Consider the following 18,941-nt stretch of genomic DNA (forward strand, 5'->3'; position numbering starts at 1 on the left):
CAATCACGCGATCCCTCGCTTAGTATTGGGAGTGGACATCCGCAGCCGCGACAACCGCAGCACGGCGCTTGCTGCCGTCTTGCGTCAACAACCACTGCCCTGCAGCGACATCCCGCGCACTGGTCAGCTTGCCCAAGAGCACTTCAATCGGTGTCAGTCCTGCCAGTGATTCATTGATCCCAGTGAAGAATGCAAAGGCCTCCGCGCCACTGCCTGATAGATGCGAAAGCACTTCAACCAACGGCTCGCCGGAAATGCCCGCCCACGTCTGAAACACAGGATAAGCCCTGCCCCTCTTTCGGTGAGAGCCGAGGAACGCAATGACCTTCCCCTCACCTTCGCGACGCCGGACCGTTTCCGCGCTAACACCGAGCAGCTTCGAGAACTCGGCAACACCAAGCGTCTCGTTCGGATCGTGATTAAACACTGGAACAGATTCTGCCTGCGATTGCTCGGACTTCGACAACACGGCCATCCTAGTGACCTGAAGTTCCGATTGCAGCAGATTTCCAACTCTCACCGTCTCCAGCCATGAGCGCATGATTCTCACGGCCTCGGCGCTCATTCCAGCCCTCGCCAATGCATCCGCATGACTCTCTTCGCTGTGCTTGATCGCCATCGCGAGGGCGCTCTCACGCGCCTGCCCGAGGCGGAAAAGGTGCGGAGACACCAAGCCCTTCACGGGATGAGCGAACCCAGCAGGGAGAAAATGATTGAAAGACGCAGCGTCATGGGCTTTGAAAAGCTCACCTAGCTCTTCATAGATACCCACCTTCCCGGGCCTCCATGCCTCAAAGGCATGCGCCGCTATGTCTTCCATCACATCAAGCTCTTCCAGCCCCTCATTCAACTCATGATAGGGAATCGCCCATTCAAAACTATGCGCCTGCATGCGCGGAACCGCCGCTTTGGCCCTGCGTTGTTTGGCTTGAGACATGACGACCTCCAAAGCACCCAGAGTGCCTAGTGTGGCTTATGAGGCTTAAATTGTCAACTCGGCTCTATCATGGAAGATAGAATCATGCAAGATGCTGATCCATATCTTCCAAGACCTGCGTGTAAGATGCTCTTATCAACTGCCTACCAAGCTTCCCGCTGAACCCGCTGGCGAGGCGAGAGCAGAGCCTGGAAAACCGGAACCCAAGGAAACCTATGGCAAACGGAAGTGCCCCCCAAGACTGCAAGGTCGCTGTTCTGGTGGACTGCGACAACGTCAGTCCTGAGATCGTCGACCATGCTCTCTTAATGGGAGCTCAGTTCGGTCGAGTAGTGCTACGTCGGGGCTATGGAAACCATGCCACCCTCGCCAACCGCTGGCAGGAAGTGATGGTCCAACAGGCGTTCACGCCCTGTCTTCAGTATCAGTACGCTGCGGGAAAGAACACATCAGACATCGCTCTGGCTTTGGACGCCCAAGAGGCCATGTTCGACGGCAGGGCGGATACGTTCTGCCTGGTCACCAGCGACTCTGATTTTGCCTACCTATGCAGAAAGCTCCGCGAGCGCGGCGCAACCGTTTGCATCGTGGGCGAGTCGAAGACGCCTCTCGCCCTGCGCAACGCATGTGACCAATTCTTCCTCTGGGAGAGCGTTTCGGCTGCTGGGCCACGTGAGAACACTGGTCTCAACGAATCAGCGAGCACAGGCCCCGGCAAAGTGGAGCCCACTTCTAACGACGTGCGTCCCCTCCCCAAACGTCGGCCTCGGTTCCTAGTGGATGCGGTGGCCCTGCTTGCAGGTGAGACCTCGGAGGGAAAGGTGGGCCTAGGCGCACTGGGGCAATACTTGCGGCGAACCAACCCATCGTTTACCCCGAATGCATACGGCCACTCTGGGCTGCTGAACATGGTGAAGACCTACGACCTGCTCTCGCCGCAGCAGGAACCGGGCGGCAATTGGTCGGTTGGGCTGGCACCTAGCCCTGCCGCCGATGCCAAGTAGCCCAACAAAATAGGTCCAACATGCCCGCCTCCGCACTCCGTGCCTTTCGACTGCTCCGAGCATTCGGTGCCCTTGAGTACGCATTGAAACAAGTTCCCGGGTTCACCGACGCTTACTCAAACGGATCCGCCAAGGTGAATTGGCAAGCCGTCGACACTGCACTTGAAGCGTTGCAACCAGAGCTGCTCACGTTGGCCGTGTCTGACTCGACCAAGCAGAAGATTCTGGGCGGGAACCGGGATCGTCCCATGGTTCAGGTGGTGACGGTGCACGGCGGCCACAACATCACCGCCTTCCGGGCCAAAGCCTTGAGTGCGTCAGACCCGAGGGCGCTGATGCAAGCCGCCCGCAGGGTTCGCAACAACCTCTTTCACGGGGGCAAAGAAGATCCGCTTGAAGAGGCATTCCCTGGCGATGACAACCAGTGGATTACAGCCGCGACCGACGTCGCGAGTGGCGTTCTTGATCTGGTCGTGAATGGAAGGCTACGGCCCTTGCCCTGAGCAGGGCCGGCCCGAAGCGGCATCCCCGGAGTCAATTCAACTCGGCCAATCGCGTCTGGTAGGCCTGCTCTATACAGGCTTTGTCGGCACATATATCCCGTACCGTCCTGCGCCACCGCCCTTGATTCGCCGTAACCTCACCCGGGTCCATCGAACGGGCCCGGACGACACCGAATGCCTCTGCAGTTTGCTTGTCCAACCGGGCCAGTTCCGGGTCGGCACAAATCATCTGCTCTACGGCCGACGACGCGTTCTCACAGTCAAAGCTGGGCCCAGTCGAAGCGCCATCCGCCAGCGGCTCGTCCGAGTTGGGCTCTTGGTAATCGTCCGCCTTCGTCGACATCGCTGAATCATAAGCAGGATCAACGTCCACTGCCTGTGACGCTTCCACTGGGGCCGCAGCTGCGGGAGCCATGGCTTGTGTTTTGCTCCGGACATTGGAGCTGATAGCCGCTCCGATGCCAATAAGATCTCCAGGAAGCACCTGGACCTCGGCCAAGTGTTGTCCATTGACCGCCTGAGAGGTGTATTCAAGCCGTAGCTTGTAAACGTCCTGCCCAGGGTTGTTGAATGGCGCGGCCAGGTCAGCTTCGCAACTGTAGCGGCTGATCTTCTCATCAAAGCTCGTCGGATGAGCCAAAGAGATGGGAAGAACACTGCGAAGCTGCTCTGTGCTCAAGTTGGCAGCAGCACTTGCCGCCCCCAGCTCCCGCTGGATGATGCTGCGAACCAGGTCCAGAGTCATCTCATCGCCGCACTCCGGCGCTCCGGCCTTCCCGCACCCTACGAGTGCAGGAAGCAAGAACGCACTGCTTAGAACCATTTTTTTCATTGACATCCTGTCCTCGTCGCAAAGGTTGGGCAACGCCCTCTTATGCGGCTATCGACCCCGTTGCGAATTTCTTTAGAGAGCTAACTTGGGGCCATCGTCATCCAACGCCGGCGGAGTCAGCCCCGCTTGTGGGGCCGACTGCGCGACTGCAGGTGACTTTCCAGGGACCGCTTCCCCGCCAGCAAGTTCTTTTCGACTAAGTAGCAATTGTGTGCGCAATTCCCTGCTGAGTGCCCTTGCTAATTTTCACTTAACTGGTTGGCTACGAGCACACACCAACCGAGGACGCACATTGCTTGATCCACGAACCCAAATCGCCGCGCTACTTCTGAGCAGCAGCTTCAATCCCACCGTCCATCGCACTCGCGAAGAGCGCTTGGGAAACATCCAAGCCGCTCTGAAGCTCGCGGAGCACGTCCTGGGCAGGTCTTCAGGAAAAAGCCCGATCCAACCCATCGATGCTCAGTTGACCGACCACGGGAACACACCAACGACGGAGGAACCATGACTGATCCACAAACCCGAATCGCCGCGCTGGTTTTAAGCGGCACCATCGAACGAGCGGCTCAGCGTACTCAGAAAGAGCGCTCAGATGATGTACGAGTGGCCTTGGAGATCGCCGCCGAGGTTTTGCGCCAGCGCGCAGGTGGAAACCCAGTCGATCTCATTCACGACGGGCCGCGCGTCCAGCCACGGTCCGCCCCCACAACTAAGGAACGCGTGGAGGTAAAAGAGGATCTGGCTCCCTTGGACCAACTGCTCGCTGAACGGCGGGGAATCAGGCCCCCGGCCAAGCCGCCAACGACCAAGCGGCCAACGCTTCATTGAACATCCAAAGCCCCTGCCACAGTGGGGGCTTCTCACTCTTATCAGTGAAGCCTTGGCCGAGGCGCGGCCTGCTGCGTGGATGCAGTCGGCTCTGCGGGGTCTCCCGTTTCGTGGAGCCGATCCTCAAACCGATTCAGGGCTACCCTGCTGCCGGCTTCCAACTCTGTAACGGCGGCCGACAGCTGATTCGCACAGGCCTCTTCCTCACCGTCCTCGATCTTCGTCCGGGCTTTTCTCAGAGCATCCAAACGCTGCTCGACTGCTGCCAAACGACGTCCCCGACGTCGGGCCCAGGCCACCAGTCCAGCGCCTGTTGGTCGGGGCTGTTGTTCGACGAAATCCTCCAAGGACCGCTCCGCGCGCGTCAAAAGCGATGCTGCCCGTCGTTCAGCCTCTACCCGTCGCAGCCACTCCGTCGCTCTTCGTCTCACGGCGGCCAAGCCCCTTAGTGCTCGTTGGATATCCTTACGCACCCTTGTCGCCACGCTCCCGTTGCTAACGGCCAAGTCCAAGCGACGTAGAAGCAGGCGCGTGGACCGAAGCGCGCCCTCGAGACCGGCCGCCACCACGTCACACCAAAGTCCCCATGCGCTCTCCATCAGGGATTGCAGCGAGGGTTCGGGTGCATTGGGAAGAGTGCGGATGGCCAAGACTCCTCGCCGACCGAATCCCTTGACGTCCTCGATGTAGCTTTCACCCGATTTCGCCCCCAGCTCGACACGGTTCGGCGGCATCGATGCATGTCCGCGGGCACGATCTGTATCCGTCGCTGCCCTCTCAAACCGTATCGCTGCCTGATGCACAGCACCCAGGTTGTCCGCAACAATGTTGGCAAGAACCTTCCCGACATCGGTCTCCACTCCCCGCCGTTCCAGCGCTGAGGCCTGCTGGCCCAAGTGGATCGTTGGGTGCCGCCCGAGAACCGCAGCTTCGACGATGTCGCCGCGCTCGAGCGCGTCCTCCGCTTGCGCTTCCAAACTTCGATGATCGACGGACACTGGGATCTCGGCCGCGGCCAGGTGCTGGTTTGTCAGCTGGGCCACCATCGCCCGAAGCCACTCCACTTCGCTGCGTCCCGAGGGGCCACCGTCGAGCTCGCGCGTTTTGTCCGCAAGACCTTCGGCATCCAAGCGCCGGGTGGTGGCGAGGATGTGCACGTGCCAGTTTAGTCCGTCGTTGCTGCCCGGCGAGTGGATGCTCGCTTGGACTGCAAAGCCGTAGCGATCAACCAAGGCCCGGGCGATGTCCGCCGTAAGGGCCGAGCGCTCAGGCCCATCCAGCTCGTGCGGAAGCGCGATCTCAAACTCGCGGGCCACGGTCGCGTCTTTTCGCTTCTCTGCCGCCTCGGCCGCTTGCCAGAGCTTGGCGGCGTCGAGCGACCAGTCGGGCGCCTTCAAAGGCACCACCCAGCGGCTCTCGACCACTCCGCCTCTGCGAGAGTAATCGTGCCGCGCTCCCGTGCGCTCGTCGACGAGCGAGAGTCCGGCCCGGTAGGCCGCAGCGGCAACGGCCGAATGGCCTTTGGCACGGGAGAAGGTTTTGACACGGGTGTGGTAGATCGCCATGCAGAGAGCTCCAGTTCTTTGAGCTCTTTATGCCTTTGAATTTGCCGTTGGCAAGTCGCAAAGCGGCTTGGGGTTCAAGGGGCGAAGCCCTTTGCGCACGCATCACTTGTGATGCCTAAGTGCGCTTTTCGCTCTTTGCTTTTGCATCTTCCTTTTCTGATTTTCTGAATTGCTTCAAGTTCGAAAGCGATGTCGCCATCAATAGTTGACGGATGAGAAATCATTGCTTCACTGAGGGAGACTTCACTAGGAGAAGATCATGTCATCCACCAATCACTACCGCGATCAGATCCAAAGGGCGACCCATCGGCTGGCCCAGCTTCAAGCCAGGGAGCTTCTGGCGCATCAGCGGCAGGATGCCAGGGAGAAGGCCATCAAGCGCCGCGACGACGCCAAGCGCAGACGACAAGTGGCCGAACTCGTTTTCCTGGCCGGGGCCCAGAACCTGCCAGACAACGAGATAGTCGCAGCCCTGCAGCGGCACCTGCTTGCGGTGAACGAAACACGCCTCTCACCGCCCCACTGATCACCCCTGCTCACTCGTACGGCCATCAACGTCATGGCCAGGGGCAGACACTCCAGCGCCCTGGACGCCAATACTGAATGGGCGAAACCCTGGCCATCCCGGTGCCCCGCCCCGTCCTCGCTATGCGCGTCTCACGTGGAGTGGGCGAGCTACAATGCCCCAAAGGAAGCGCCAAAGGCAGGGGGCCACATGGCGAGAAGGAAGCAAACCGCAGGCGGCTGGATCGTCGCAATCCTGGTCGTCATAGCATTGGTGCCAAAGGAAGTCTGGATCGGATTGGGTATCGTCCTTGCGGTGGCCACTGCCGTTTGGCTCTGGGCCAAGTGGCAGGCGATGCGCCCGAAAAGGACACCCTCTTCCGCCAAGCCGGTCCCCGCTCCAGAGCCGACCTTGGCAGAGTTGATCAAGGCATCCGCTCTTCCATCTGGGCTGGCGGCACAGAGACAGCCCCGCCCAGAAGCTGCCCAACCGGCGAGACCCCCGAATATTGAATCGGGCACCTCCTCGGGATCGGTCGGCGCTGCCGTGTCAGAAAATGCGCACCCGGTTGGCTCTGAGGGTCGCTCGGCGCTGACCTCGGCGCAGGCCCCGAGCAGAGCGCGCCCAGAGACTCTATCGCCGCCCCGTCCTGGCAATTTGGAAGACGCCAAAGCCGCAGTGAGCATGCGCCTCGCCATCGAGTCCGCCGCACGGGTGCTGACGGCCGTGGGCTCCGCAAACCCTTCTACCCCCTACCCCTACCAACCTGACGAGGAACGCATTGAGCGCGCGCGCCCAGGCAACCTCGCTGCGGCGAAACTTGCCGTGACCCAGCGCTTGGCTGCGACTTCGCAAGATGAGCTGGTCGAGCCTCTGATCCGGTCCGCCACAAACGCGGACACAACCTCGGGAGAGACCTTGACGGGCACCATAGATGGGCGAGCGTACCCGGACTCAAGAGCCGCAGAGCAGACTAACCCTCCCCACACGAACGGAACCCGCGACGCAAGTGCAATGACGCCGCCGCCCCCGCTTCCATCGCGGGCTTCGCCTCCCTCCCTGCCCGATGAGCTCCGGCAGGTGGCCATGGACTCCGAAAAGCCGGCAAAGCAATACACAGTGCCCCGACCGCCCGAGGGCTGGGACAAAACCCGCTGGCTCGGCGCCCAGGACGAGATCGAGATCGCGGGCATCGTTATCCGGGGCGGCCTGTTCTACACAGGTCCGCGGCTGACCACCCCTGGCACGCGTGAGAAGGAGCCCAGCTTGGTCAATGGCGTTCTTGCCGTTGGGCGATACGGGGATTACCGGTCCACGACGCGCTACTGGGGAGGCTACGCAGATTTTGAACCCGCTGAACGCCACGCCTATCTGAAGTGGCTCGCTTCGGACCGTACCGATCCCGGCTGCGCAATCCAGTATGTTCGATTGTTCCTGTTTGGATTGGAGCGTCGCATCTTGCTGGATTCGGTGAACGATCCGGATTCCAAGCAAGACTGGCCCGCTATCGAGGCGATGCTCCGCCGTTTGTCGTCTGCTTATGCTGCCGTGCTTCCGAACGTCCACGGCCATGTCAACAGCCTGCTCGACTGGATGGCTCTGACCGAAGCAGGCGACCAGCTTTACAACGCGCCGCTTCCCGCGTTCGAACGAACTTACGAACTGCCTTTCTACATCCGCTTGGCCCTGGGGCAATGCTCCTTGGATCGAATCCCCGTGCCCGCCGCGCTGGCCACGGCTTGGGTGCGCCTCAATCCAGAGATTCCGCTGCGAACGGCCGCAACGCGTTGCGCGGAAGAGTTTGATCGCCTTTTCGCTCTGCGGTATCAAGAAACATTCGGCCCTGGAATGGTGCTGCCAAAAAACCGCACCAAGCTGAAGTTCACACACCGCCCCTTTAACCCGGCCCTGGACCGAACTGACGCCGGCACCAAGGCATTCGGTGACATTCCTGATGTCACCGCATTGCGAGCGCCCCTGAAGGCGCTGCAGGAACTTGTTTCTCAGTGCACGGAGGACCTTGGAGCCTTCAGCCGGCTCGTGGGCAAGAACCCCGAGGCCCGCCAATCCATTGAGGGCACCTTGCTGCTTCCGTCAGAGATCTGGCCGCTGGCCACGCGGACAGCATTGGCCGAAGTTGCTTCGGATGTTCAAACCGCCAATTTGTCGATAAAGCTGACTGACCTATTGGGAAGGCTTGGGGCAGTCGGAACCACCTTGGGCAAGGACAGGATTCGGGAACTCGCACGAGCACTGGAGCAGTCTAAGGTCGGCATGGAACCCAATGTGCTCGAAGGCGCGCGGGTGCCTGGTGAGAACGACCCCATCGTTCTCTTCGCCCTGCTTCCCGACCAAACCCATCGAACTGACGCTCAGGCCTATCAAACGGCCCAGTTGACCCTGCAACTCGGCTCGACGGTCGCTCAGTCTGATGGCACGTTCAGCGCCCACGAACTTGAGCACCTTTCACACGAAATCGAGAGCTGGACGCACCTCAGCGAGGGGGACCGACGGCGGCTGCGCGCGCACCTTGATCTCTTGGCGATGGCACCGCTTTCCTTGCCTACGTTGCGCAAGAAGCTGGATCCGCTCAGCGAGGACATCAAGGACGCCATCGCCGGGTCCATGGCCACCCTCGCCCAGGTCGACGGAATGGTCTCTCCAGAGGAGGTCCGGTTCTTGGAGCGCGTCTACAAAGCGCTGGGCGTGGATCCCACTCGTGTGTTCAGCGACGTCCATGCCCCACGCCCGTCCAAAGCCCCAAGCGCATTGCCCAAGGCTGCGTCTGGCGCATTCCAACTCGATCCCGACCGGATCGCTGCTCTTCAGCGGGACACAGCCCAAGTCTCCGCGTTGCTCGCCAACATTTTCACCGACGAGGAAGCGACTCCCCCTGATCACGCGCCGGCGGAAGCGGTGGGTGCCGAGGTGGAGAGTGCTGGTCAGTTGCTAGGGCTTGACCAGGCACACAGCGCGCTGCTGCGCCTCATGCTGTCGCGCCCGGTTTGGACCCGTGCCGAACTGGAAGATGGCGCGGCAGACATGGAGCTGATGCTCGACGGCGCGCTTGAACAAATCAACGACGCGTCGTTCGACGCATACGACATCCCATTTTCCGACGGCGACGACCCGTTGGAGATCAATCCCGAATTCATTGAGAAGATCGAGCAATGAGCAGCCCAATCCGTTCCAGGGACCGCGACGCGGTGATCCAGTCGCTGCGCGCCGGCGTCGTTCCACGCGCCGGTCAGCATTTGATCCAAGTCGGGCGCGCCCGTGAAGTGCAAACCCTGGTCAGTGACATCGATCGGCTCGCCGATGGCGGCTCGTCCTTCCGCCTGGTGGTGGGTGAGTACGGCGCAGGCAAGACCTTTTTCTTGAACCTCGTTCGCGCCATTGCAATGGAGCGAAAGCTCGTCGTGGCCAGCGCGGATCTGAATCCCGACAGGCGGTTGCATGCTTCAGGGGGGCAGGCCCGGTCGCTCTACGCGGAGCTCATGCGGAACTTGGCCACTCGGACCAAGCCCGACGGAGGCGCCCTGCCCGGGGTGGTCGAGAAGTTCATTTCGACCGCAGTGGCCGAATCCAAGTCGCAAGGCGTATCCACCGAGGAGGTCATTCGCGCGAAGCTCGAGCAGCTGAGCGAACTGGTGAACGGCTATGACTTTGCCGACGTGATCGCCGCTTATTGGAGAGGGTTCGAGCAAGGCAACGAGCAGCTCAAGTCCGATGCCATTCGTTGGTTGCGTGGCGAATTTTCCACCCGTACGGATGCGCGTGCAGCGCTGGGCGTCCGAACCATCGTCGACGACGCATCGGTCTACGACCAGCTCAAGCTCATGGGCCGCTTTGTTCGACTGGCGGGCTATAGCGGCCTACTGGTCTGCCTGGACGAACTGGTCAACCTCTACAAATTGGCCAACGCCCAGGCCCGGAATGCAAACTACGAGCAGCTCCTGCGCATGCTAAACGACTCCCTGCAGGGCTCTGCGGTTGGCCTTGGCTTTGTTCTGGGCGGCACCCCGGACTTCCTGATGGATACCCGCCGCGGCGTCTACAGCTATGAAGCTCTTCAGAGCCGCCTGGCCCAGAATACCTTTGCCACCAACGGACTGGTGGATTTCAGCGGCCCTGTGGTTCGACTGTCGAGCCTGACGGCCGAAGATTTTTACGTCCTGCTCACCAAGATTCGCCATGTCTACGCTGCCGGCGACACGGGCAAGTATCTCTTGCCCGACGATGCCATTCACCAGTTCATGACCCACTGCGCCAATCGAATCGGCGATAGCTTCTTCCGCACCCCGCGCACGACGATCACCGCGTTTATCAACCTCTTGGCCGTCTTGGAGCAGAACCCGGGCGTGGGCTGGCAGGACCTGATTGGATCGGTCGAGGTGGCAGCTGACCACGGGGGCGACGGCGAATTGGTCGTTCAAGAGGACGACGAGCTGGCGTCGTTCAGGCTCTAACGATGACTGCCTCCAGCGCCTTCCAATCGCTGCACCCTCGAATCCAGCGCTACCTCTGGACCGAACAATGGGAGGCGCTGCGTGAGGTCCAGGAATTGGCGATTCCCCTCGTCCTGACCGCCGACCGTGACGTGATCATCGCCGCCAGCACCGCCTCGGGAAAAACCGAGGCCGCTTTTCTTCCTGCGCTCACGCACCTTCTGAACACCGACGAGGAGGGCCTGATCGTCTACATCAGCCCTCTAAAGGCACTCATCAACGACCAGTTTGAACGGCTCCAGCGGCTTTGCGAGGACCTTGAAGTCCCCGTGTGGCCTTGGCACGGAGACATATCGGGCGCGACCAAGCAGCGATTCTTTAAGCACCCCCGTGGCGTGCTCCTGATCACGCCGGAGTCCTTGGAGGCGATGCTCTGCAACCGCGGAACCTCCGTAGCAGCCGCGTTTTCCAAGCTCCTTTACATCGTCGTGGACGAACTTCACGCGTTCATTGGAAGCGAGCGTGGAAAGCAGCTTCAATCGTTGATGCATCGGGTCGACGTGCTGTTGCGGCGGCGGACTCCCCGCTTGGGCCTGTCGGCGACCTTGGGTGACTTTTCAAGCGCAGGCCGATTCCTTCGAGCAGGCCCCAGTCCTGCCCTTGTCAACGCGGCCTCCAACGACAACGCCCTCCAGCTCGTCATCAAGGGATACGAGGAGCCGGGAGCACCCAACGGGCCGGAGGACGAGCCTACCGCACCAAACGCAGTCGCCCAGCACCTGTACAAAACGCTTTGCGGGACCAACAACCTCATCTTCCCCAACAGTCGCCGGGAGGTGGAGAGATATACCCACCTTCTCAATTGTCTCAGCGAACAGGACGGACGCCCCAGGGAGTTCTGGCCGCACCATGGCAGTCTTTCCAAAGAAATCCGAACCGACACCGAGGCCGCCCTGAAGCAAAAGGAGCGTCCAGCAACCGCAGTGTGCACCAACACGTTGGAGCTTGGCATCGACATCGGCGCGGTGAGAAGCATCGCTCAAATCGGCCCGCCTCCTTCCGTTGCCAGCCTGCGCCAACGGCTGGGACGATCGGGCCGACGCAAGGGCGAGCCAGCCGTGCTGCGTGGCTACGTGATTGAAAATGCCATCGATGCCGACTCTCCGCTGGAGACCCGCTTGCGCCTTGCAACTGTGCAGACCATAGCCAGCGTCTTCCTGCTCACCCAAAAGTGGTATGAGCCACCGTCCGTCAACGGCCTTCACCTCTCCACGCTGGTCCAGCAGCTGCTCTCCTCCATTGCCCAGTACGGCGGCCTCAAGGCAGCCCAAGCGTATCAGTTGCTCTGCACAGATCCGGGACCTTTCCACGGGCTGTCCCAGGATGCGTTTGCAGAGCTTCTGCGTCACCTGGGGCAAGAGCAGGTTTTGATTCAAGACAGCTCCGGCCTCCTCCTTCATGGCCCGGTGGGCGACAGGCTGGTCAACCACTACACGTTCTACGCTGCCTTCAGTGTGGATGAAGAGTTCCGAATCGTGGCAGCTGGCAAGACCTTGGGCACGCTCCCTGTGTCCCAGCTGCTGAGCCCCGGCCAACGCATCTTGTTTGGGGGACGGACTTGGCTGGTCGAGCAGGTCGAAGATGCTCAGAAGACGATCTACGTCGCCGCAGCAAAGGGCGGCAACCCACCGCTCTTCAATGGCTCGGGTGGGCAAGTTCACACGCAAGTTCGGCAAACGATGCGGAGGCTATACCAGCAGGAACTGGAGCCTGTTTTTCTGGATCCTACGGCCTCGCGCTTCTTGCAGGAAGCGCAGAGCGCTTACTTTCACTTGGGAATGGATAGCAAACTTCTACTCGATCAAAGCAGCAATTTATTGCTACTGACATGGTTGGGAGACTCTGCGAACGAAGCCATCGCGTGCCTTTTGAATGCTCAGGGCTTTGTCTCCCAAGCAGACAGACTGGGCGTGGAGATTTCCACTGTAGGCAGAAGTCTCGATGACTTGATCAAGGTGCTCGGACGGATAGCGCGAACTCCAGCACCATCGCCAGAGACTTTGCTCCACTCAGCGAATAACTTGACGACACAAAAGTGGGATGGCCTCCTTCCTACGCGACTGCTCCAACGGTCCTACGCTTCGCTGCGCCTGGACTTGGAGGAGGCCACTTCCTGGCTGGCTCTCACCTTCAATTAGCGGCTCAGTCAGAGCGCAGGTTGCTTGGTAAAGGGCGGGTGTTTGTCGCCACAGCGGCAGAAGCGCCCAGCGTCGCCTCCAACCTCGACCGCCAATCTTTCCTTACGGCAGACTTTCTGGAGGCTAAGCGCTCTTCAAGAGCGTCCCAGTCACCATCAGCCCCCAAGGCTTCTCGTCGCCTTGCATCCATGTTGGAACCGGGAACAGCCGAGGAATGGGCCATTGCGGCCACTCCTCGACTGAAGCATCCCTTGCTTGCATACGGGACAAGGGTCACCAACGTTGGTGCTCGTAGATAGCCGCTGAGCGTTCGGTTTGAACGGGACTGCGGGCAGTGATTCCTGACTGACCTTACGTTTGAACGTACAAGCAGGGAATCGGCTGCAGCCGTGAAAGTCTCCATAGGGCCCTGATCGCAACTGCAGCATGCCCCGTCCGCAGCCTGGGCAGGGCTCCAACGCGTCGCCGTCGACGGGTTCGATCTTGAGGTGCTCTTGCTTAACCAGTTCAACCAGGAAGCGCGAAGGCTGGGCAAGGGTCGTGTACAACCGAACCTGTTTGCGAGCACGGGTCATGGCGACATAGAACAGGCGCCGCTCCTCCGCCACAGGGAAGGGATCGGGCGCGGGCATGGCCAGCTGAAGTGCCGGGTCGTCCTGAATCTGACTTGGGAAACCCCGAGTGCCCTCCACCACGTTCAAGACGAACACGTACTCGGCCTCCAACCCCTTGGAACCGTGAACCGTTCGATACTCGATGCTTAGCTTGTCACCAAAGCGGCGCTGCCACACCTCGATTGCGCCCGGCCTATCGTCTCGGTAGCGCCCCAGAAGCATTACGGTGATGCAAGGCCCTTTGAGCGGCAGCAGCTTCCCGCTGACAGCCAGCTGATGCATGTGCGCCAGCTGCTTCTCAACATGCCCCACGATGCTCGCCTGATCGGCAAACCCATATGCAATAATGGGGGTCTTGGTGAGCGGATTGGTGGTCTTTACCTTCTTCTTGATCTGAGCGGGATTGGCCTGGATGAACTGGCTGGCGATGTCGCACAAATCTTGGGGACAACGGAACGTGGTGCTCAACGACAGCCGTGTTGCATGGTTGAAGGTCTTCTCAAACTCCGTCATCACTGTGATGTCTGACCCAGCAAAGCGATTGATACCCTGCCAGTCGTCGCCGACCACGCACAGGTGCGCGGGTGGGTCGGACTGATTCGATAGCGCTTTGAGAAGGCGTATGCGGGCGCGTGAGCTGTCCTGGAACTCGTCGGCGAGGATAAGAACGAATGGACTCCTGTACGCTCCAGACTCCACGTGCTCAGACGCCAAGATCAACATGTCTTCAAAGTCAATGCAGTTGCCGCGCTGCAGGCGCCGCTCCCACTCTTGGGCAATCTGCTCGTAGATTTTGAGGTACATGCGCAAACGCGCGCCAAACCCATCTTGGGACTGCGCCGCCAGGGCGGCATGCAGGTCCAGACGGTCAAGCCCATTGTTCTTGACATGCTGTTGAAACACCCTGAACGAGCGGGCCAAGTCTTGGGACTGAACCGGTGATAGCCCGGTCCCTTCTCTATCAGGTTCAAACACCAGGTGTACACCTCTCGCCTGCAGCGCCGTTGCCAAGGCAGGGATCGCCTCGCCGGTAAGCAGGCCATGTGAGGTGGTCTCAAACAGCGCGGTCCCGAGCTTGGCGTGAAGCTCACGTTTCCACTTGACGCCTGCCAGGTAATCCTTGAACTGCTTGGGTGCCTCTCCTCTTCCGTTGAGGGCAAAGTGCTCGTGATACAGCTGGATGTCTGGATAGTAGAAGTCGGGGAAGTACTGCCGAAACTGGTGATCTGCGGTGTCGTGCTCGTACGGGCGCTCATACTCGTATTTCACGCCGTTGTAGAACAACCAATCCGAGATCGTGCGCTCTTCCTTGCTTTTGACAACCTCGCCACGGGCCGTGCGGAACCCACGAACGCCGTTGCCATACGCTTCAGGCTCGTCCGGTTGACCCCACTTCCCCACATCGCGTGCGTAAACCGTTCGGAACAGGTCCCAGTCACGCTTGAAAGCCTTGTCTTGATCACAGAGCATCTGGATGATGTCGCCGACCTCTCTGACGTCAGCGCCGGGATTGCCGGGATCGACCCAGGGGGCAAGGGACGGCTTCTTGCCCGTGGCTTTAGCGATGACGTCAATGCCAAAAGCGTGGAATGTGCTTGATCGGACCCTCTCCACCTGGGGCACTTCTTTCAACTGCTCAGCGATCCGAACGCCCACTTCCTCCGCCGTCGCTTTGTTGAAGGCTAAAAGCAGGATTTGCTCAGGCTTGGCCAAACCGCGGTGCAACGCGTAGCCGGTTTTGGCCACCATCGTGGACGTTTTACCCGAGCCAGCCGCGGCCACGACCATGACGGCGTCATCCATGCAGATACAGGCATGGATTTGTTCTTCGGTGAGCGGGTTCCTTTCAACCGTACTGAAGAATCGACCGCACGCGATCCTCTCAAAGACCATGTGTTGGCCATTGAACTTCGCATACCGCAGCCGCAAGGTCTCTTCAGGAGATGAATCCCCAACGGCCTGCTTCCATGTCTTCGCTCGGTGCTGCGGTGCCGGGTGCGATGCCAGAAACCTGCTCGCTGTTCCTTTTGGAATCCACCGACCTTGGCCGGCAAATGCCAAAGCCCTATCAGACCACTGCTTGAAAGCCTCATCGAAGTCCGCTTGAGACTGGGCAGCGTTGGCCCGGGCTTCCTCGGCCACCCTCGGATTGACTGGACGGTGCTTAGGCGCCTTCTTTCCGAAGATCGCCCCAATAAGCCACAGCAATCCGATGAATACCAGAAACTCCACTGCCCGACCCTCTGCCCTACGGTCCCGCGTCCGTTCGAACAATAATGCCACGAGGACGACAGCCCGCGCGCCAGCGGAAACCATCATTCGCTGCTTGGTCATGACCGCCGAGCCCCGAAAATCAAAGGCGCACCGCTACCAAACTGCATCCGACCACTTTTTTACGGCCAACGACCACCGCACGCGGCCTGCGCGACAATCCGCCGACCTTAACGAAGCTTATTGGCCTCAGCCCCTGCCCCGGCCACTAAGCCAATTCTGGATGCTCATAATTGGCCAACAACAATAGGAAGCGATGCATGGACGCCACTGCATCCAACAACGTCTCCGATCCCAGGTCGACGCTGACAGTGTCGTCATCGCTCCTTACCGTCACCCCGGGCAACGTTCCCACCCGTGTGCCCTTAAAGCCCTCAGCGGGAAAGACCCCATCCGCATGGGTGACCTTGTTGCGCAGTACCGAATGAATCTTGATTCGCTCGATGTCGGGCATCGTCCAGTCAATCTGAACGCCACAGTCCTTCATACACCGCTTGGTCCGCTCCAATGCCGATTGCTTGCTCATCGGCTCTTGCTTTGGCAGCCCGAAGCGCTGCCGCGTGATCATGCGAATCTTAAGCAACGCATGCTCAAAGGTCGCGTAGATCATCAGGTACTGGCTGCGCCATTGCAGCTTCGGAAGCATCTCAATGAATGCCGTTTCTTCAACCATCCCGTCGGCGTAGCGGTCTGCATCGTAAGAGTTCATGTCGGCGATCGCTTCTTTGAACGCCTGGTCGTATCGATCGCACTGCGCCTCAATCATCGCGCCCACGAGCGTCACGTTCTTACTGAGAAACGCAAATTCATCGATGAACCAACGCTGCATTTCCGGAACCAGTCGACGGCGAAGAAGGCGCTGGATCTCCAGAATTCTGTTGGGTACTGCTGGCGCCTGGGGTAGGTCAGACATGTGGAAACTCGTCAACAAGGGACCCCTCTAGTTGACCATGGAGCCGGCTCAAACGACAGGCGTAGCGTCGAGCCAACCGCCCCTCTAGAATGGAGCCGGACCCGATGACTGGACCTTCCCAGTGTTCGGCCAAGGCTTCCAAGGTCTTGATCAGACGTTCCATCCACAGCCGCGATCACAAGGACGAACATGCGCGCTCCAGTCACGGTCCTGATCTGCGTCCTCACGGCAGCTGCCTTGACGGCTTGCGACAGCAACCGCGACCTTCGCAACGAAGTGGAAAGGCTTCGCGAGCAGGTGGCTCAAGATCGCCTGCAATGCGACCACGCCCAAGCACTCGAAGCGCGGGACTCCAGCGAGGTCCGGCAGCGCCTGGTGCGTATCGGAGAGTTGAGAGCCGACATGGAATGGGATGAGCTGGTCAGCGCCGGCGAAGCCGGCACCACCGAGCTGCTCCACCACGCCAAACGACGCATGTCCAGCCCGGACTACCAGGTCCAGCGCGATCGCGAGTTGGAAAGTCTTGATCGCGAAGTTGCGCTATACAAGCAAGACGGGCCACGTCGACGGGAAGATCGGCAAATTGCGTGCGACGCGCTGCTGGCGAGCAATGAAGCATACCGGGCGGCGAAGGCGAAGCTGTCCGCGGCGACCAAACTCGATGGCTGACGCGTTCGTGCGCCTTGGAAAATACTGTCGCAGCGGAGGCAGCTTAACCCGCGGCCACACCCAATCGTCGCGTGTAGAGTGCAGATAGACTGAGCGAAAACCTTTAACCCCGGGGAGGGGAACTGACATGAAGAGCCACTGGGAAGTGGGTGTAGTCTTGGCACTGCGCGACGCGCAATGGCTTCAAGCGAATCCCGATGCGACGATTCCAGCGATGAACATTTCCCTAGATGGAAATGCGGAGTCCAAGATGGGAGATGCCATCCATCAATTCGGCGAAAGATTCGCCCTTCTAGAGATCAAACCGGACCAGTCCTACTGCCAAAGCGAGTGGATGGGTAGCAAGGGCCCAAAGCGCGCTTACAAGAAACTCATGGATCTAGCGGCACTGGACGAGGTCGCCAATGGGCTCTCAGACTCACGAAAGACCTTGATCCAAAGCACCCGAGGACACTTTTTCGCCTACTGGGGGCAGACCGATGTCGCCCATAGTCACATGCATCAACTATTTCTCCAGCCCTACTTACTCACCGCCTTAGAGGCCCTCCCAGCTGGAAAGGCCCTCAAACAGCCCGGCTCCTGTTATTCCGGACGTCCCAGTTCACAACACGCGGTCACTCTTGAAGGTTCACTGACCGTCGGGCTCAAAAGCGGGAACAGCTTCCATCCGCACTGGCCGCTGACACTCGCCAACTTCTTTTCACCTCCCAACGCGGTCCGGTTCTGCCACAAAGATCCGAGCGCCCAATCCGTTCCATTGTCATACCTGCTGGAACTAGGTCTGGACGTAGACGAGATGCAAACCTACGTCAATTTCCTCTGCACAGAGAAGAAGTCGGACGGATGTGACAGGGACGTCCTCGAAGAGGACTTGAAGATGATGCTGATAGGCAGCCAAGGCTTCATAAGGCACATCACAAATACCACTGAACTGATGAACGTCATAAAGGCATACCGGGAGGATCGTCTAGTGCCGATATTAGGCGTCAGCCCAAGGTTCAACGAACATCCGCCGGTAACTGTCATTCCGAAGCCGAGGTACGCCCCCGGCACATAGCGTCCCATACCGAACGCCAGCTCGCCTTGCTGGCGGCGTCGCCATCAGCAAACAGGGTTGGGACTTCGACCCCAATCTTTCTGGCATAGCCCTCCAAAGCACTGTCGGCTCGCGTTGCCGCCGCCACGAGTGATACGCTTTCCGCCCACTCCTTAGCGAAGGCAGCGGCCCATATGCCCCTGGCCAGTGACCTTCGCAGCTGCGAAACGACCAAGTTGCCAGCTTCCAGTTCCTTCGCGTTCCAATGCACCTCGTAGCCAGCACTCGATGCATCAATGGAAACACGGAACCCGTGGCGCTCCTTCGTCCACATAAAACGATGCAGTTGGAGCGCAGCGTCGGCAGCCTGAAGCGCGACAGCGACGTCTAACGTTCGCAGCCCAATCGTGAGTTGCTCCGTCCAGAACCGCTCTTCGTCACAGATGGCTGATTCAACCGTTGCCATATAGGCCTCCGCTAAAATCGGCATGCTATGGAGGCAATGACGTTCGTCAAGCCCACCTCCAGCACTCAATCGGGATCCAATCCGCCAGGAGCAACCAGCCCCACCATTTATCTCCCGTACAGAACTTACTTAACAACCAGAGGCCGATTGTT

15 protein-coding genes are annotated in these 18,941 nt (G+C 59.8%); 9 read left to right on the plus strand and 6 right to left on the minus strand.

Features of this window, described 5'->3' with window-relative positions; translation table 11 throughout:
* Nucleotides 1–19 precede the first annotated feature (19 nt).
* Entirely contained in the window at nucleotides 20–937 is a 918-nt protein-coding gene (locus tag AC06FE_RS02940) for a MerR family transcriptional regulator (protein ID WP_099588551.1), read from the minus strand.
* Between the two features lie 215 nt (nucleotides 938–1,152).
* On the opposite strand from AC06FE_RS02940, the gene AC06FE_RS02945 reads away from it, so the two are divergent.
* Together AC06FE_RS02945 and AC06FE_RS02950 are read left to right on the plus strand one after the other, a co-directional pair.
* Nucleotides 1,153–1,941 carry an NYN domain-containing protein gene (locus AC06FE_RS02945; RefSeq protein ID WP_049433914.1) on the plus strand — a complete coding sequence of 263 codons (789 nt, stop codon included), beginning with the start codon at nucleotides 1,153–1,155 and terminating at the stop codon, nucleotides 1,939–1,941.
* A gap of 83 nt (nucleotides 1,942–2,024) precedes the next feature.
* Nucleotides 2,025–2,444, plus strand: a complete 420-nt coding sequence (locus AC06FE_RS02950) for a hypothetical protein (protein WP_099588552.1) — start codon at nucleotides 2,025–2,027, stop codon at nucleotides 2,442–2,444.
* Between the two features lie 31 nt (nucleotides 2,445–2,475).
* Here AC06FE_RS02950 and AC06FE_RS02955 read toward each other — a convergent pair whose 3' ends face one another.
* Nucleotides 2,476–3,189, minus strand: coding sequence for a lysozyme inhibitor LprI family protein (locus tag AC06FE_RS02955; protein ID WP_478072195.1), 714 nt, complete (start codon nucleotides 3,187–3,189; stop codon nucleotides 2,476–2,478).
* Nucleotides 3,190–3,780: 591 nt separating this feature from the next.
* Between AC06FE_RS02955 and AC06FE_RS02960 the strand changes: the two genes are divergently transcribed.
* On the plus strand, nucleotides 3,781–4,104 hold the full coding sequence (locus AC06FE_RS02960; RefSeq protein ID WP_265954506.1) for a hypothetical protein: 324 nt from the start codon (nucleotides 3,781–3,783) through the stop codon (nucleotides 4,102–4,104).
* 41 nt (nucleotides 4,105–4,145) lie between these two features.
* Here AC06FE_RS02960 and mobQ read toward each other — a convergent pair whose 3' ends face one another.
* Nucleotides 4,146–5,669 carry a MobQ family relaxase gene (gene mobQ / locus AC06FE_RS02965; RefSeq protein WP_478072196.1) on the minus strand — a complete coding sequence of 508 codons (1,524 nt, stop codon included), beginning with the start codon at nucleotides 5,667–5,669 and terminating at the stop codon, nucleotides 4,146–4,148.
* Nucleotides 5,670–5,928: 259 nt separating this feature from the next.
* On the opposite strand from mobQ, the gene AC06FE_RS02970 reads away from it, so the two are divergent.
* The 4 genes from AC06FE_RS02970 to AC06FE_RS02985 all read left to right on the plus strand — a co-directional run bounded on the left by AC06FE_RS02970 (nucleotide 5,929) and on the right by AC06FE_RS02985 (nucleotide 12,820).
* Nucleotides 5,929–6,195 carry a hypothetical protein gene (locus AC06FE_RS02970; protein ID WP_088100477.1) on the plus strand — a complete coding sequence of 89 codons (267 nt, stop codon included), beginning with the start codon at nucleotides 5,929–5,931 and terminating at the stop codon, nucleotides 6,193–6,195.
* 189 nt (nucleotides 6,196–6,384) lie between these two features.
* A complete protein-coding gene (locus AC06FE_RS02975) occupies nucleotides 6,385–9,348 on the plus strand; it encodes a tellurite resistance TerB family protein (RefSeq protein ID WP_478072198.1) in 2,964 nt (987 codons plus the stop codon).
* Nucleotides 9,345–10,643 (plus strand): ATP-binding protein, encoded by a 1,299-nt coding sequence (locus AC06FE_RS02980; RefSeq protein ID WP_478072199.1) that lies wholly within the window; start codon nucleotides 9,345–9,347, stop codon nucleotides 10,641–10,643. The genes AC06FE_RS02975 and AC06FE_RS02980 overlap by 4 nt, the downstream gene beginning before the upstream one ends.
* A 2-nt stretch (nucleotides 10,644–10,645) precedes the next feature.
* Entirely contained in the window at nucleotides 10,646–12,820 is a 2,175-nt protein-coding gene (locus AC06FE_RS02985) for a DEAD/DEAH box helicase (RefSeq protein ID WP_478072200.1), read from the plus strand.
* 155 nt (nucleotides 12,821–12,975) lie between these two features.
* On the opposite strand, the gene AC06FE_RS02990 is transcribed toward AC06FE_RS02985, so the two are convergent.
* Together AC06FE_RS02990 and AC06FE_RS02995 are read right to left on the minus strand one after the other, a co-directional pair.
* Nucleotides 12,976–15,666: a UvrD-helicase domain-containing protein gene (locus AC06FE_RS02990; RefSeq protein ID WP_478072201.1), complete on the minus strand. Its 2,691-nt coding sequence runs from the start codon at nucleotides 15,664–15,666 to the stop codon at nucleotides 12,976–12,978.
* A 247-nt stretch (nucleotides 15,667–15,913) separates the two neighbouring features.
* A complete protein-coding gene (locus AC06FE_RS02995) occupies nucleotides 15,914–16,618 on the minus strand; it encodes a hypothetical protein (RefSeq protein WP_478072202.1) in 705 nt (234 codons plus the stop codon).
* 189 nt (nucleotides 16,619–16,807) lie between these two features.
* Between AC06FE_RS02995 and AC06FE_RS03000 the strand changes: the two genes are divergently transcribed.
* The gene (locus AC06FE_RS03000) at nucleotides 16,808–17,287 is read left to right on the plus strand and encodes a hypothetical protein (protein ID WP_478072203.1); all 480 of its coding nucleotides are present in this window, start codon (nucleotides 16,808–16,810) and stop codon (nucleotides 17,285–17,287) included.
* Between the two features lie 127 nt (nucleotides 17,288–17,414).
* A complete protein-coding gene (locus AC06FE_RS03005) occupies nucleotides 17,415–18,344 on the plus strand; it encodes a hypothetical protein (protein ID WP_478072204.1) in 930 nt (309 codons plus the stop codon).
* Here the strand turns inward: AC06FE_RS03005 and AC06FE_RS03010 are convergent.
* Nucleotides 18,310–18,789 carry a hypothetical protein gene (locus tag AC06FE_RS03010; protein WP_478072205.1) on the minus strand — a complete coding sequence of 160 codons (480 nt, stop codon included), beginning with the start codon at nucleotides 18,787–18,789 and terminating at the stop codon, nucleotides 18,310–18,312. The genes AC06FE_RS03005 and AC06FE_RS03010 overlap by 35 nt on opposite strands.
* Nucleotides 18,790–18,941 lie beyond the last annotated feature (152 nt).

The organism is Stenotrophomonas sp. Steno-C18 (assembly GCF_056393195.1).